The sequence below is a fragment of the Pseudomonas sp. FSL R10-2964 genome (genome assembly GCF_009600035.1).
GTDB classification, from domain to species: domain Bacteria; phylum Pseudomonadota; class Gammaproteobacteria; order Pseudomonadales; family Pseudomonadaceae; genus Aquipseudomonas; species Aquipseudomonas bubulae.
Genome location: NZ_WIWH01000009.1, coordinates 13,380 through 27,198 on the forward strand (window position 1 = coordinate 13,380; position 13,819 = coordinate 27,198).

Consider the following 13,819-nt stretch of genomic DNA (forward strand, 5'->3'; position numbering starts at 1 on the left):
GGCAAGCCAGCGCCCACCCAGTAACCTGCAGCCCCCCTCCTTACTTGCGTTCAACCAATCCCGGCAACTGGGCAACCATCTTCTGGTTGTTGAACGGTGCGCGGATAAACCCTCGCTGAGTGCCGTCCGGCCCGATCAGCGCAAGATTGCCACTGTGATCCACCGTGTAGTTCGCCTTGCTGGTATCGGCGGGAATAAACGGGATGCTCACCGCGTTGGCGAGTGTCTGCAGCTCTTCAATGGAGCCCGGCGTCAGCCCCACAAACTGCGGGTCAAAGTAGCCCAGGTATTGCTTGAGCTGCTGCGGCGTGTCGCGATGGGGATCAACGCTGACCAGCACGATCTGCAGCTTGTCCTGTACCTCTTTGGGCAGCTCGCTTTTGATCTGGCGCAGTTGGGCGAGGGTGGTCGGGCAAATGTCCGGGCAGAAGGTGTAGCCAAAAAACAGCATGCTCCACTTGCCTTTCAGTTCATTCATCACCACCGGCTGACCGTCCTGGTTGGTCATCGTCACGTCCGGCAGTTGGCGGCTTTGCGGCAGCAAAATGATCCCGGCATCGATCAGCGACGTGTTATCGCCCTGGTTTTTACCCGACATCATTTTGTTAAACGTCAGGCCCATGACCAAGGCCACCAGCGCAACGAGAATAAAGACGGTCTTTTGAATTTTAGTCATAGGTTCAACATCAGATAGTGGTCGACAAGCAGCGCGATAAACAGCAGGAACAGGTAGTAGATAGAGTACTTGAACGTGTTGATCGCCGCGTGCGGCTGGGTGCCACGGTACAGCACCCACGCCCAATGCAGAAAGCGTGCGCCCAACCCTAGCGCACAGCCCAGATAGAGCAAGCCGCTCATATGGATCACAAACGGCAGCAGACTCACTGCCAGCAGGGCACAGGTGTACAGCAGGATATGCACCTTGGTGTAGTGTTCGCCGTGAGTGACCGGCAGCATCGGGATATCGGCCTTGGCGTATTCTTCCTTGCGATGAATGGCCAGGGCCCAGAAATGCGGCGGGGTCCAGGCGAAGATGATCAACACCAGCAGCAACGGCTCGGCGGTGACCTGCCCGGTAACCGCCACCCAGCCCAGCAGCGGTGGGGCAGCCCCGGCGAGCCCCCCGATAACGATATTTTGCGGTGTGGCCCGTTTCAAAAAACCGGTGTAGATCACCGCATAGCCGAGCAACGACGCCAGCGTCAGCCAGGCTGTCAGCGGATTGGTAAACACCAGCAGCAATCCCATGCCCGCCAGCGCCAGCAACAGAGCGAAGGTCAGCGCAGCAACCGGCGACACTCGCCCCTGTGCCAGCGGGCGCTTGTGGGTGCGGGCCATGACGGCGTCAATGCGCCGGTCCACTACATGATTGACTGCGGCCGCAGCACCGGCACACAGGCTGATGCCCAGATTGCCGAAGATCAGCACCGGCCAGGGCACGCCGGCGCGGGTCGCCAGGAACATGCCCACCAGCGACGTAATCAGCATCAAGACCAGCACCTTGGGCTTGGTCAGCTCCAGATAATCGCGCCACAACGCCCGCTGTGCCTGCTCGCCCATCAAGGTCGCCACGGTTGTTCTCCTTTGAGGCTGTAGGTCCAGCGGGAAAATCGTGGCGCCCGGGCCCGTACCAGCACTGCGCGTGCGTGGTAATTGACCAGCACCAGGGTCAGCAGCAAAGCCGCACCCCCGGCGTTGTGGGCCACCGCCACTGCCAGCGGCAAGCCAAACAGCACATTGCTCAGGCCCAGGCCGATCTGTGCCGCCAGCGCCACCAGCAGTAACCCCGCAAGACGGCTCATGCCGACCTTGCGCAATTGCCAGGCCAGACCCAGCAGCACGCCGGTCAGCAGCATGGCGCCCAAACGATGGGTGAGGTGAATCGCTGTACGGGCTTCGCTGTCCAGTTGCCCACCCAGATAGTTGGGGCCAATGTGCTGAGTCAGATGAAAACCATTGGCGAAATCGGCTTCAGGCCACCATTGGCCATGGCAGGTCGGCACATCAACACACGCCACGGCGGCATAGTTGGAGCTGACCCATCCCCCCAATGCGATCTGCAGGATTGCCAGCATCAGCCCGGCGCTGGCCCAACGTTGCAAACGCCGCGGTACCGCCAGCGCGGGCAATACGCCAGAGAGGCGCAAGGTCAGCAAAAACAGCAAACTCAAGGTGGCAAAGCCGCCGAGCAGATGCCCGGTGACAACCTGCGGCCATAGTTTGAGCGTCACCGTCCACATGCCAAAGGCCGCCTGGGCGATCACCACTAGCAGAATAAACAGCGGCAGCTTGAGCGGCTGATCGGGCAAGTGCCGCTGCCGCCAGGCCCGGGCCGCCAGGAGTGCGATCAACAGGCCCAGGGTGCCCGCGAAGTAACGATGGGTCATCTCGCTCCACCCTTTATCGGCCTCCACCGGGGCATCGGGAAAATGCAGCTCGGCATGGGCCAGTTGCGCCTCGGTCTTGGGCACGCTGATAAAACCGTAGCAGCCCGGCCAGTCAGGGCAGCCCAGCCCTGCATGGGTCAGGCGGGTGTAGGCGCCGAGCAGCACCACCACCAGCGCCAGCAAGGTGGCAAGCAAGGCGAGACGAAATCCGGCTTTGGCCATGGCGTAGCCCTCTATCCGATATTGGACAGCTTCAGCAGCAGGCGCAGGTCGTTGAGCACGTCCTTGCCGATCACCCCGTAGGCGTAGCGCAGCACCAGATTGCCGTGGGGGTCGATGATCCACAGTTGCGCTGCACCGTTGCCCTCGGCACCCTGCGTATAAGTTGGCAGGTCCAGGGCGTAGCGCTGCAGTTGCGGGTATTCGAGTTGCAGCTTGGCCGCGTAGGCCGCATCTACGGGGTGTGCCGCTGCCAGTGCGTGGGTTGCGCGGGAGGCATCGCGACCCAGGCCGATCTGCAGCTGGCGGGCCAGGTACACCAGTTGCTGGCAATCCGTAGCGCAACCCTGAGGCGCGGTCACCAGCAGCTGCCAGCGTTGTTCATCGGCCGTCACCCCAAGGGCAGCGCGGCTTTGCCCGTTGCCGATTAGCTCGCCGTGGTAGCTGCGGCTTTCGGGCAGCCAGAATTTGAGTTGGTACATGCACGTGGCCAGCACCATGGGGCCGATAGTGAGCAGCAGGATAAGGATCAGTTGCAAGCGCCCGCGCCGTCGTGTGGTCGGGGGCAGGGTGCGTGTGCTTTCAGGCGGATTGATGGCCGTTCCCATGGCGTTTCTCCTGAGCAGTGTGCCAACCGAGATACAGATAAAGACCGAGTAACACCAGTGCCATGGCGAACCATTGCACGGCATAGGCGGTGTGTTTTTCCGGGCCCATGCCCGTGGAGATCAGTGGCCAGTCGGCCAGATACGCTGCGGGCCCCGGAGCGATGCGCAGTTCATCGGCAAAGCCTTCACGGCCCAGTTCGGCCCACAGTTTGGCTGGCATCACAGCCGTCACCAGCCGTGGCCAGGGCGCGCCCAGCGGGTCGGGGTGCAGCTGGAAGGGCGCTCCCGGTGATTCGTAGACCCAGGCCTGAATATCCAGTATCTGCTCCGGGGTGCTGAACTCGGGTGGCTTAAGGCGGCTCGGCCATGGCAACCAGCCGCGATTAAGCCACAGCCACTGGCCGCTGGCCTGATCCTGAAAGGGCTGCAGCAACTCCACACCGACCTTGCCATCGCGCATACGGTTGTCCAGGAGCAGGCTGTGTTGACCGTCGAAATGGCCGCGCAACTGCACGCGGCGAAAGGCCGGATCATCGAAGGTGAGCAATTGCCCGACGGTCACCGGTGCAGCCACCTGACGCTCGGCGTAGTGGTTGAGCAACTCACGCTTTTGCTCGCCCCGGTCAAGCTGCCAGAAGCCCAGAAACACCAGCAGCGGCAGCACCGCCAACACCACCAGCGTGGGGGCAAAACCAGGGCGAAAGCGCGTCATAGCACGTAAACAAACAAGAACAGGCCGAGCCACACAACATCAACAAAATGCCAGTACCAGGTTGCGGCCTGGAATCCGAACTGGTGCTCGGCATTGAAGTGACCGCGCACAATACGGATCAGCATGATCAGCAAAATCAGCGCGCCGATGGTCACGTGGGCACCGTGAAAACCGGTGAGCATAAAGAAGGTCGCACCGTAGATGCCTGAGCCCAGAGTCAACCCCAGCTCTTTGTAGGCGTGGACATATTCCTCGGCCTGGAACCCCAGGAAGCCTGCACCCAGCAACACCGTCAGCCCCAGCCAGAACTTCAGCGCGCCGCGATGGCCCTTGTTCAGTGCATGGTGGGCAATGGTCAGGGTAACGCTGGAACTGACCAGCAATACGGTGTTGAGCAGCGGCAAGCCCCACGGGCTGATGGTCCCTTTGGGCGGCGGGTACAGGGCAGGGTCGGGGGTGTGCAGCAGTGGCCAGGTGAACTGAAAGTCGGGCCACAGCATATGTGCCACCGCCTTGCTGCCTTCGCCCCCCAGCCACGGGCCGGCAAAGTGGCGTACATAAAACAGCGCACCAAAAAAGGCGAGAAAGAACATCACCTCGGAAAAAATAAACCAGGTCATGCCCCAGCGAAAGGAGCGGTCGAGCTGCGAGCTGTAAAGCCCGGCGCGACTCTCTTTGATCACCGCGCCAAACCAGCCGAACATCATGTAGGCAACGATCAGACCGCCGACGAAAAAGATCAGCGGCCCGTGGGATTCAGGCCGCGCAGCCTTCAGATCGTTGAACCATGTCCCCAGTCCATACACCGTGACCAGCAAGCCAATGGTGGCAATGATCGGCCACTTGCTTTGCGCCGGGACGTAGTACTGATCGTGAGTTGCCATGGGGCGTTCTCCTTATCGGGAAGGCTGGTCAGCGGCCTTGCCGGCGATGGCGGCGACGGGCGGATGGCGAGCGGTGATATCGAACAGCGTGTAAGCCAGCGTCAGGTGTTTCACATCCTTGGGCATGGCCTGATCGACGAAAAAGCGCATGGGCATTTCGATCCGCTCACCCGGTTGCAGCACCTGTTGGGTAAAGCAAAAGCACTCGGTCTTGTGGAAGTACCGGGCCGCTTCGGCGGGCGAAATGCTCGGCACTGCCTGCGCCGACATCGGTTGACCGGTAGGGTTGTAGGCAACAAAGACCATCTCGTTGACCGCGCCCGGATTGACCACCAGTTGATCGCCCTTGGGGTAGAACTCCCACACCATGTCGATGGCATTGGTAGACAGGAATTGCACCCGTACCTGACGGCTCGGGTCGACCACTTGCTCCCCTTCGTACTGCCCGGCGGTCTTGCCATTGATGCCGAAGGCCTTGCACATCACGTCGTAAATCGGCACCAGGGCAAAGCCAAAGGCAAACATCACCACCACCAGCAGCGACAGGCGCAGGACCAGGCGTTTGATGGGGGTTGAGTTGTTCACGCTTGATCTCCTTGGAGCAAAAGCCCCTCTCCCAAAGGGAGAGGGGACTTTGACCTTTCACTTGATTTCCGGCGGCGTGGTAAAGGTGTGGTACGGCGCGGGCGAAGGCACGCTCCATTCCAGACCTTCGGCGCCGTCCCACGGCTTGGCCGGTGCTGGCGGCCCACCGCGGATGCATTTGATGACAATAAACAGGAACAAAAACTGCGTCGCTCCAAACATGAACCCACCAATCGACGACACCATGTTGAAATCGGCAAATTGCAGGTTGTAGTCCGGAATCCGCCGCGGCATACCCGCCAGTCCGACAAAGTGCATCGGGAAGAACGTCAGGTTCATGCCCACAAAGGACAGCCAGAAGTGCAGCTTGCCCAGGGTTTCGTCGTACATGTGGCCGGTCCATTTCGGCAGCCAGTAGTAGGTCGAAGCGAAGATGCCAAAGATTGCCCCCGGCACCAGCACATAGTGGAAATGCGCCACCACAAAATAGGTGTCGTGGTACTGAAAGTCCGCCGGGGCAATGGCCAGCATCAACCCGGAAAACCCGCCGATGGTGAACAGAATCACAAAGGCCACGGCAAACAGCATCGGCGTTTCAAAGGTCAGTGAGCCTTGCCACATGGTGCTGGCCCAGTTGAACACCTTGACCCCGGTGGGCACCGCGATCAGCAGCGTGGCGTACATGAAGAACAGCTCGCCCACCAGCGGAATGCCCACCACAAACATATGGTGCGCCCATACGATAAACGACAGGAAGGCGATGCTGGCCGTGGCGTAGACCATCGAGGTGTAGCCAAACAGCGGCTTGCGCGAGAAGGTTGGAATGATCGCGCTGACGGCACCGAAGGCCGGCAGGATCATGATGTACACCTCGGGATGGCCGAAAAACCAGAACACATGCTGGAACAGCACAGGGTCACCGCCACCTGCGGCGCTGAAAAAGCTGGTGCCGAAGTGGATATCCATCAGCATCATCGTCACCACGCCCGCGAGCACCGGCATTACCGCAATCAGCAGAAAGGCGGTGATTAACCAGGTCCAGACAAACAGGGGCATTTTCATCAGGGTCATGCCGGGGGCGCGCAGGTTGAGGATGGTGGCGATCACGTTTATCGCGCCCATGATCGAGCTGATGCCCATCAAATGGATTGCAAAAATGAAAAAGGTCACGCTTTCGGGTGCGTAGGTCGTGGACAGCGGCGCGTAGAACGTCCAGCCGAAGTTGGGCCCACCCCCGGCGGTGAATAGCGTCGAAATCAGCAGTAAAAATGCGGCGGGCAACAGCCAGAAGCTGAAGTTGTTCATCCGTGGCAAGGCCATGTCCGGTGCGCCGATCATCAGCGGGATCATCCAGTTGGCCAGGCCGACAAACGCTGGCATCACTGCGCCGAAGACCATGATCAGACCGTGCATGGTGGTCATCTGGTTGAAAAAGGCCGGGGCCACGATCTGCAGGCCGGGCTGGAACAGCTCGGCGCGAATCACCATGGCAAACGAGCCGCCAAGCAGAAACATGCAGAAGCTGAACCACAGGTACAAGGTGCCGATGTCCTTGTGGTTGGTGGTCAGCACCCAGCGCATCAGGCCTTTGGCCGGGCCATGGGCCTGACCGTCTGCATGGCCGTGGTCATCGATAACAGCACTCATGTCCTGACTCCTGCAAACAGCTGGACCAAGAAGCCAGTGGCAGATTGCCCCCGACCGTTACGTGCACACATCCCCGGGCGGCTCATTTGCCTTGTTCCTGCTTGAGCGCCAGCACGTCTTTTGGTGTCACCATGTCGCCCTTGTTGTTGCCCCAGGCGTTGCGCTCGTAAGTCACCACCGCAGCGATGTCGACTTCCGACAGTTGCTTGCCGAAAGCGGCCATGGCGGTCCCCGGTTTGCCGAAGAACACGCGGTGCAGGTGGTCGGCGGCAGGGCCGGTGGCAACAGGTGAACCCTTGAGTGCCGGGAACATCGGCGGCAGGCCCTGGCCCTGAGCCTGGTGACAGGCCACGCAGGCGGTGTGATAGACCTTGTCGCCACGCGCCACCAACTCGTCGAGGGTCCACTCTTTACTGGTCAACTCCTTGAGTTGCGCGGCCTGGGCCTTGCGTTCGGTCAACCAGGCGTCGTAATCGGCCCTGGTTTTGACATCAACCACAATCGGCATAAAGCCGTGGTCCTTGCCACACAGTTCGGCGCACTGGCCGCGGTAAAGGCCAGGCTTCTCGACGCGGGTCCAGGCCTCGTTGATAAACCCCGGAATGGCGTCACGTTTGACTGCAAAGGCCGGCACCCACCAGGAATGGATGACATCGGCCGAGGTCACCAAAAACCGCACCTTGGCGCCTATGGGCAAAACCAGCGGTTCATCGACCTCGAGCAGGTAATGCTCGCCCTTGGGGGACTGGTTGTGGATCTGGTCGGCGGGGGTGGCCAGGTTGCTGAAAAACTCGACGTCCTGGCCCAGGTATTTGTAATGCCATTTCCACTGATAGCCAGTGACCTGGATATCCACATCCGATTCACTGCTGTCATAGATATGGATCAGGGTGCGGGTCGCTGGCACCGCCATGGCGATCAGGATCAGCAGGGGGATGACTGTCCACAGGATTTCGACTTTGGTGCTCTCATGAAACCTGGCCGGTTGCTGGCCGGTGGAGCGACGGTGAACGATCATCGACCAGAACATGGCCCCGAAGACGATGATGCCGATCACCACACAGATCCAGAAGATGGTCATGTGCAGGTCGAAGACCGCATGACTGACTTCGGTTGCACCTGGCGTCATATTCACGGTCCAGGCCGCTTGTGCCTGGCTGAACACTGACCACAACAGCAGGCCCATCCATAACTGTGGATGTCGCATCGCGGTGTTCCCCTTTATTTTTCTTGTTATTGCGCCGGTCTGCATCTGTACACGGGCAGCGCTACAAGGGGGCGGTGTTCCAACCAGCTGTTCCTTACCGCCGAGCCTCGTCTGCTCAAGCAGTCGGGCGTCATCGAATAACGGTTACAAAAACGAGTATAGACACAGGGCCCGGCCCCGCAATATGAGGGGCCAAAACAATGAAATAAGGGGCCATCGACAAATGGCACTCACTGCCCGGTCACAAAATGAATGACAATACTCCCCCTGAAAAACCTCTCTCCTTGACCTGAGAGGGCTACTTTTTTAAAAGTACCCCCCTGTCTAGCACCCCCCTGGAGTTCCCATGAACACCGCCGCCATCCGCGTGCAGATCTCGCGTGCCCAAGACCATGAGGCTGAAACGGGTCTGCTCGCCAAGCATCTGGCCGCTCAATTGCCACACCTTCACACCGCCATCCAATTGCCTGAAGTCGACCGTAATGTGGTGATGACGCGTTTCGTCAGCGCCTATATCGACCAGGTGCCCGACTTGCTCGATGCGGCCAATGAAGTCGCTCGCGAGGCCGGTATCGAGTCGCAGATCAAGCCGATCCTGAAAATCGCCGAGCAATTCTTTGCCCAGCCATTGCCGCTGCTCGTTGGCCACGAAGGGCTGGAGGGTTTGCTGGACGAAGCGTACCTGGCGCACCGCCTGGTCGAAGAGGTCAACGACCTCTATATCAAGCACTTCCAGCAGCCGTTGATTCCGCTGGACATGACCGTGGCCAACCTGATTGCCCACCAGTTGATTGGCGAAGACTTTGCCAACCAGCTGGATGCCGCCGTGCATCATGCGGTTGACCTGATGCTCAACGAAGAGAGCTTTGCCCTGGAGTCGGTCGAAGCCTATCGCGAGCGCCTGACCAGCCCTGAAACGGGCGCAGCCTGGAAGCGCTGGCCGTGCCTGTCCAAGCAATTGGGCGTTGGCCTGGCGTTGTAAGATTTTTGCAGGCTTTTTGTGGGAGCTGGCTTGCCTGCGATGCAGACGCTGCGGTTTAACTGACATACCGCGCTGATGCAATCGCGAGCAAGCCCGCTCCCACCGCTCATGCGCGTTTAAAACCGCGCTTTGGGCGTCGCGCTCGGGATCGGGCTGGTGCCGTCCAGTGGCAGGAATTCGCCCTTGTCGGCGTCGTAGGCCTTGATTGCGCTGGTTTCGATGTCGTAGACCCAGCCATGGATAAACAGATGCCCATTGGCCATACGCGACGCTACCGACGGGTGCGTGCGCAAGTGCTGCAGCTGGGCAATCACGTTTTCTTCGGTCAGCACGTGCATGCTTTCAGATTCATTGGCGCAGTTGCAGTTGTCCTGCACCATGGTCTTGGCCACTTCCACGTGGTGCAACCAGGCCTTTACCGTCGGCATTTTTTTCAGGCTGGCGGGGTTGAGCACGGCGCGCATCGCGCCACAATCGGAATGCCCGCAAATGATGATGTGCTGCACGCCCAGTGCCAGTACCGCGTACTCGATCGCCGTGGAAACACCACCGTTCATCTGACCGTAAGGCGGTACAACGTTGCCGACGTTACGGGTCACGAACAGATCGCCCGGTGCGCTCTGGGTGATCAGCTCCGGCACGATGCGCGAATCGGCACAGGCAATAAACATCGCACGGGGGTTTTGCGCCGTGGCCAGCTTTTTGAAAAAGGCTTCTTGTTCAGGGAAGATTTCGTGATGAAAGTGCAAAAAACCATCAACGATATGGTGCAGTGCTGAATCGGCACTTTCAGCTGCGGCCGAGGGCTGCGATTTAGGCTTGTCAGTCATCGTTGTATCCCTGGGCAATGTGATGGCGGATATTACCTGAACTCATTTCTGCGTCAAAACACCCAGTGCTTTGGCCGCTTCTTCGAGCTCCAGCTCACTGAAAACCTGCACCCCTGCACGGGTCAGCAAGGCTGCAGTCACGCCCTGCCCCTCGACTTTGACACCCCTAAAGCTGCCGTCATAGGTCAGTCGATTGCCGCAGGACGGGCTATTGGCCTTGAGAATGGCAATGCGGATGCCGTGGCGCTCAACCAGCGCCAGTGCCTGACGCGCGCCGGACACAAACGCCTCGGTTACGTCTTCGCCTTCAGTGGTAATGACTGCAGCCTTGCCCGCGAGCACCTCGACCCCTTGGCCGCCGGGGATCTCTGCTGCAGCGCGTGGCGTGGGCAAGCCGCCCGCCACTTCCGGGCACAAGGCAATCACCCGGCCTTCGGCCTGCCATTGCGCCAGTAGTGCATAGGGGCCGCTGGCGCCGCCGTCGTAGCGTACGCGATGCCCCAGCAGGCAGCGACTGACCAGTACTTTGGGGCTCATACAAACACCTCGGTGGCACGGCGGCGAAACCAACCGGTCAACGACAGACGGTCACGGGTCGCAGGCATGACTTCATGGGGGATTTCGCCCGAGAGAAAGACCACCAGACACCCGCCGGTCGGCAACACGTCATAGTCGATATCGCCGTCCAGGTACATGCGCAAATGCCCACCATGCTCGGGCAGCCAGCCCTGGTTGAGATAGACCACGGCCGAAACCATGCGCCGGTCATCATCCCGAAAGCGGTCCAGATGCTTGAGGTAAAACGCACCGGGCGGGTAGAGCGCAAAGTGGCTTTCAAAGTCCTCCAGGCCCAAAAAAAGCCTGCGATTCATGGCGATTCGCAGGCTTTCCATTAACCCCAGGTAACTGTCGCAAGCCAGCGCCTCTCCCGGCTCCAGCCATTGGATATGGTCACCGCGTATTCCCTCGCGTACCTCCTGAGTCACACCGCGGCCGACCGCTGCCGGGGTCAGTTCGCCTTCAGCTGAACGTTTATGGCACTCAGCCGCCAGTTCGAGGGTCAGAGCCTCGGGCAGGAAAATATTTTGCTGTGACCATCCCTGCGTATACAGGTCGTCGACGATGCGTAGCAACAGCGGGTGATCAGAGGGTATTTGCATGGCGCGCATAGTATCGAGCCGCCTCAAAATCTGACAGCTCCGTCTGGCTGGCAATGTCGAAATAAATCACCTGCACGCTTTAATGCCCATATGAGCGAGACGAATTCTCGACAAGTCCTACGCCACACCCGGACAATAGCGCCCTGCAGACAGGAGCCCCTCATGCGCCGCTTGTTTTTACTGTTAATGATGTTTTGTACGTTACCCGCATGGGCAGACAACCTTGATGATCTGTTTACGGTCGCCGGCTGGCCGCAACAACGTGAGCACTTCAATGATGCGCTGGGCGCTGCTCAGGAGCGTTATCGCAACAATTTGCCGCCAGCGGTCTACCAGGCGTTGGTCAACAACAGTAGCCAGCGTTTTGCACCTGCGGCGATGGATAAGCGGGCCAAGGAACAGATGCGTAGCAACTTGCCTGATCCGAAGCCGGCGCTGGTGTTTTTCCGCTCGCCATTGGGCGGCAAAATTGTCGCCGCCGAGCTGTTGGCCACGCGCCGCGATCAATTGGCCATGCATGCGCAGGGCCTGCCGCGCATGGACGCCGACGCTACCCGCCAGTTGCTGATCAATCATTTGTCTCGCGCACTGCCTGCCCGTGAAGCCGGGGCCGAAGTCAGCCTGGCGATTGCCGGTGTTGCCGCGGACAGCTTGAGTTCGATGATCCCGGGGCTATTGGGTGGCGGGCAAGCGCAGAGCATGTTGAACGGGCAGCGCCAGCGGTTGATGGATCAGATCGGCGGCGAGCTGGATAACACCTTGCTCTACGTGTATCGCGATCTGTCTGACCCGGAGCTGGAAGAGTTCGTTACCTTTGCGCAATCGCCTGAAGGCAAGACCTATTATCAAGCAGCCCTGGCAGCGGTTCGCGCCGGGCTGGCAGTGGGGCAAAGCACTGCCAACCTGAATCCATAGGTTTACAGCGCCCTTCAGGGTCTCAGAAATACTTGTCCAGAAAAGCGAAATATCGCGCACGTATCTCGGGCGTTTCATTCGCCAGATGGTGTCGAGCTTCAGGCAACAGCAGTGTCTGCGGCTGATTGAACTTGGCCTTGAGCACCTCAAGGTTATGCTGCCAATCCACCGTTTTATCGTCCTGGCCCTGAATCACCAGCGGCTGCCGCGCACTCGGTGCCGCGCCTTCAATTCGCGGGATCCAGCGCGCCAGCGCACCCACCCAGGCTGTCGGCAAACGCACCGGTTGCAGAGGGTCGGCTTGCAGAAACGGCAAAAAAGCCGGGTCGTTGGAGTTTTCGCTAAAACGCCGGGCAATGCCTTTGACGAATGGGCGCAGCAGGTAATAGCTGAATTTTGACCAGCCCCAGTCCTTGGGTCGCACCAGGGGCGAAAGCAGTATCGCCTGGCCCTGTGCCGGGCTTTGCGCGCCGTAGTGCAACAGGTGATCGAGCACAATCGCTCCCCCCGTGCTTTGCCCGCACAGATGCCAGGGCTGCGGCAACTGCAATGATTGCGCTTCGATAAACAGGCCTTGCAGCACCGCCTGGTACCGCGCGAAATCGTCGATACTGGCCCGCTCGCCACTGGACAGCCCGTGCCCCGGCAGATCACAGGCGATCACTACAAATCCGTGGTCCAGCCCCCATTCGATCACATGCCGATAAAGCCCCATATGATCGTAAAACCCGTGAATCACAAACAAGGTCGCCACGGGTGACGAGGCTGGCCACCACACCTGACTGACGATCTCGTAACCCCCCGCAGTGAAGCGCCCCAACTGACGTTTGACTGGCGCCTGACGATGGGGAAAATCCAGACCGTAATAACGCTGATACGCCAGGGCTTCACTCGATAACGGCTGGCCCGCCGCCAGCGGCTGCAGGCTGGCGCGCAAGGAATCGGGAGAAAACAGGGCAGGCATAGAGGCTTCCAGACAGGGCGCAGGCGCGCAAAACAGGCTTTATAGACCTTCAATATTCATCTGTCAGGTCAAGCATGGCAAGCTACGCGGCCTTCAAGGAGCTTTCCAATGCCGGTGCCCCCGTTCAAAACCCTGTTGGCCTGCCTGCTGACGCTGATCTGCGCGGTGGGGTTGTGGACGGCCTACGACTGGTTCCAGGGCCGCTATATCCGTGCCTTCAGTGATCAGGCCGCTTTGTTCTCCGGGGATGTACTGAGCCTGCCCGCCGAACTGTCGGGTCCGGGTGCCATTCGCGTGGTGCACTTCTCGGACCCGGCGTGCCCCTGCAACGTCGGCAACCAGCAGCACCTCAGCGAGCTGCTGGCTCATTATGCGCCCCAAGGCGTCGAATTCTACTCACTGCAAAAGCCCGGCACTCACGGTCAATTACCCGCCACCCTGGGCGCGATCAAGGCGCTGGCCAGCCTGCCCGGCGCCGAGCATGTGAGTGCCAGCCCGGCCGTGGCCATCTGGGACCGCAGTGGCCAACTGGCCTACTTTGGCCCCTACAGCGAAGGGGCCACCTGCAACGCCAGCAACAGTTTCATAGAACCCATCCTGCAAGCCCTGAGCGAAGGTCGCCCGGTCAAGGCCACCCATACCATGGCGGTGGGCTGTTACTGCTCCTGGCAAGATAAAAGCGCCGCCCACTGATATCGCCCCGGCGCGTACGACCAGAA

General features: G+C 60.0%; 16 protein-coding genes. 3 read left to right on the plus strand and 13 right to left on the minus strand.

The window, feature by feature from the left end:
* Positions 1-40 precede the first annotated feature (40 nt).
* The 9 genes from GHN92_RS06905 to coxB form a co-directional block, all read right to left on the minus strand.
* Entirely contained in the window at positions 41-676 is a 636-nt protein-coding gene (locus GHN92_RS06905) for an SCO family protein (RefSeq protein WP_094999687.1), read from the minus strand.
* Positions 673-1,560, minus strand: coding sequence for a heme o synthase (gene cyoE / locus GHN92_RS06910; protein ID WP_153326762.1), 888 nt, complete (start codon positions 1,558-1,560; stop codon positions 673-675). Before cyoE ends, GHN92_RS06905 begins: the two co-directional genes overlap by 4 nt.
* A complete protein-coding gene (locus GHN92_RS06915; RefSeq protein WP_094999689.1) occupies positions 1,560-2,609 on the minus strand; it encodes a heme A synthase in 1,050 nt (349 codons plus the stop codon). Before GHN92_RS06915 ends, cyoE begins: the two co-directional genes overlap by 1 nt.
* An 11-nt stretch (positions 2,610-2,620) precedes the next feature.
* Complete coding sequence (locus GHN92_RS06920) at positions 2,621-3,214, minus strand: hypothetical protein (protein ID WP_094999690.1); 594 nt, start codon at positions 3,212-3,214, stop codon at positions 2,621-2,623.
* The gene (locus GHN92_RS06925) at positions 3,189-3,926 is read right to left on the minus strand and encodes an SURF1 family protein (RefSeq protein ID WP_153379754.1); all 738 of its coding nucleotides are present in this window, start codon (positions 3,924-3,926) and stop codon (positions 3,189-3,191) included. Before GHN92_RS06925 ends, GHN92_RS06920 begins: the two co-directional genes overlap by 26 nt.
* Complete coding sequence (locus GHN92_RS06930) at positions 3,923-4,810, minus strand: cytochrome c oxidase subunit 3 (RefSeq protein ID WP_094999692.1); 888 nt, start codon at positions 4,808-4,810, stop codon at positions 3,923-3,925. Before GHN92_RS06930 ends, GHN92_RS06925 begins: the two co-directional genes overlap by 4 nt.
* A gap of 12 nt (positions 4,811-4,822) precedes the next feature.
* Positions 4,823-5,395 (minus strand): cytochrome c oxidase assembly protein, encoded by a 573-nt coding sequence (locus tag GHN92_RS06935; protein WP_178102608.1) that lies wholly within the window; start codon positions 5,393-5,395, stop codon positions 4,823-4,825.
* A gap of 57 nt (positions 5,396-5,452) precedes the next feature.
* Positions 5,453-7,042 (minus strand): cytochrome c oxidase subunit I, encoded by a 1,590-nt coding sequence (ctaD, locus tag GHN92_RS06940; protein ID WP_094999694.1) that lies wholly within the window; start codon positions 7,040-7,042, stop codon positions 5,453-5,455.
* An 82-nt stretch (positions 7,043-7,124) separates the two neighbouring features.
* The gene (gene coxB, locus GHN92_RS06945) at positions 7,125-8,249 is read right to left on the minus strand and encodes a cytochrome c oxidase subunit II (RefSeq protein WP_153379757.1); all 1,125 of its coding nucleotides are present in this window, start codon (positions 8,247-8,249) and stop codon (positions 7,125-7,127) included.
* Positions 8,250-8,595: 346 nt separating this feature from the next.
* On the opposite strand from coxB, the gene GHN92_RS06950 reads away from it, so the two are divergent.
* Complete coding sequence (locus GHN92_RS06950; protein WP_094999696.1) at positions 8,596-9,231, plus strand: hypothetical protein; 636 nt, start codon at positions 8,596-8,598, stop codon at positions 9,229-9,231.
* A 116-nt stretch (positions 9,232-9,347) separates the two neighbouring features.
* Here GHN92_RS06950 and GHN92_RS06955 read toward each other — a convergent pair whose 3' ends face one another.
* The 3 genes from GHN92_RS06955 to GHN92_RS06965 are packed head-to-tail and all read right to left on the minus strand — an operon-like array spanning position 9,348 to position 11,230.
* The gene (locus GHN92_RS06955; RefSeq protein ID WP_094999697.1) at positions 9,348-10,061 is read right to left on the minus strand and encodes a carbonic anhydrase; all 714 of its coding nucleotides are present in this window, start codon (positions 10,059-10,061) and stop codon (positions 9,348-9,350) included.
* A 42-nt stretch (positions 10,062-10,103) separates the two neighbouring features.
* The gene (locus tag GHN92_RS06960; protein ID WP_094999698.1) at positions 10,104-10,598 is read right to left on the minus strand and encodes a DUF523 domain-containing protein; all 495 of its coding nucleotides are present in this window, start codon (positions 10,596-10,598) and stop codon (positions 10,104-10,106) included.
* Complete coding sequence (locus tag GHN92_RS06965) at positions 10,595-11,230, minus strand: 2OG-Fe(II) oxygenase (RefSeq protein WP_094999699.1); 636 nt, start codon at positions 11,228-11,230, stop codon at positions 10,595-10,597. The genes GHN92_RS06960 and GHN92_RS06965 overlap by 4 nt, the downstream gene beginning before the upstream one ends.
* A gap of 153 nt (positions 11,231-11,383) precedes the next feature.
* Here GHN92_RS06965 and GHN92_RS06970 point away from each other — a divergent pair, with 153 nt between their 5' ends.
* Positions 11,384-12,136, plus strand: a complete 753-nt coding sequence (locus GHN92_RS06970; RefSeq protein ID WP_094999700.1) for a hypothetical protein — start codon at positions 11,384-11,386, stop codon at positions 12,134-12,136.
* Positions 12,137-12,158: 22 nt separating this feature from the next.
* Here the strand turns inward: GHN92_RS06970 and GHN92_RS06975 are convergent, their stop codons facing one another.
* Positions 12,159-13,100 carry an alpha/beta hydrolase gene (locus GHN92_RS06975; protein WP_153379759.1) on the minus strand — a complete coding sequence of 314 codons (942 nt, stop codon included), beginning with the start codon at positions 13,098-13,100 and terminating at the stop codon, positions 12,159-12,161.
* A gap of 108 nt (positions 13,101-13,208) precedes the next feature.
* Between GHN92_RS06975 and GHN92_RS06980 the strand changes: the two genes are divergently transcribed.
* Complete coding sequence (locus GHN92_RS06980) at positions 13,209-13,793, plus strand: DUF6436 domain-containing protein (RefSeq protein ID WP_153379761.1); 585 nt, start codon at positions 13,209-13,211, stop codon at positions 13,791-13,793.
* Positions 13,794-13,819: the final 26 nt, after the last annotated feature.

Excerpts from the sequence above, each read along its gene's own strand:
- GHN92_RS06905 (WP_094999687.1), bottom strand. The coding sequence starts at position 676 with ATGACTAAAATTCAAAAGACCGTCTTTATTCTCGTTGCGCTGGTGGCC.
- cyoE (WP_153326762.1), bottom strand. The coding sequence starts at position 1,560 with ATGGGCGAGCAGGCACAGCGGGCGTTGTGGCGCGATTATCTGGAGCTG.
- GHN92_RS06915 (WP_094999689.1), bottom strand. The coding sequence starts at position 2,609 with ATGGCCAAAGCCGGATTTCGTCTCGCCTTGCTTGCCACCTTGCTGGCG.
- GHN92_RS06920 (WP_094999690.1), bottom strand. The coding sequence starts at position 3,214 with ATGGGAACGGCCATCAATCCGCCTGAAAGCACACGCACCCTGCCCCCG.
- GHN92_RS06925 (WP_153379754.1), bottom strand. The coding sequence starts at position 3,926 with ATGACGCGCTTTCGCCCTGGTTTTGCCCCCACGCTGGTGGTGTTGGCG.
- GHN92_RS06930 (WP_094999692.1), bottom strand. The coding sequence starts at position 4,810 with ATGGCAACTCACGATCAGTACTACGTCCCGGCGCAAAGCAAGTGGCCG.
- ctaD (WP_094999694.1), bottom strand. The coding sequence starts at position 7,042 with ATGAGTGCTGTTATCGATGACCACGGCCATGCAGACGGTCAGGCCCAT.
- coxB (WP_153379757.1), bottom strand. The coding sequence starts at position 8,249 with ATGCGACATCCACAGTTATGGATGGGCCTGCTGTTGTGGTCAGTGTTC.
- GHN92_RS06950 (WP_094999696.1), top strand. The coding sequence starts at position 8,596 with ATGAACACCGCCGCCATCCGCGTGCAGATCTCGCGTGCCCAAGACCAT.
- GHN92_RS06955 (WP_094999697.1), bottom strand. The coding sequence starts at position 10,061 with ATGACTGACAAGCCTAAATCGCAGCCCTCGGCCGCAGCTGAAAGTGCC.
- GHN92_RS06960 (WP_094999698.1), bottom strand. The coding sequence starts at position 10,598 with ATGAGCCCCAAAGTACTGGTCAGTCGCTGCCTGCTGGGGCATCGCGTA.
- GHN92_RS06965 (WP_094999699.1), bottom strand. The coding sequence starts at position 11,230 with ATGCGCGCCATGCAAATACCCTCTGATCACCCGCTGTTGCTACGCATC.
- GHN92_RS06970 (WP_094999700.1), top strand. The coding sequence starts at position 11,384 with ATGCGCCGCTTGTTTTTACTGTTAATGATGTTTTGTACGTTACCCGCA.
- GHN92_RS06975 (WP_153379759.1), bottom strand. The coding sequence starts at position 13,100 with ATGCCTGCCCTGTTTTCTCCCGATTCCTTGCGCGCCAGCCTGCAGCCG.
- GHN92_RS06980 (WP_153379761.1), top strand. The coding sequence starts at position 13,209 with ATGCCGGTGCCCCCGTTCAAAACCCTGTTGGCCTGCCTGCTGACGCTG.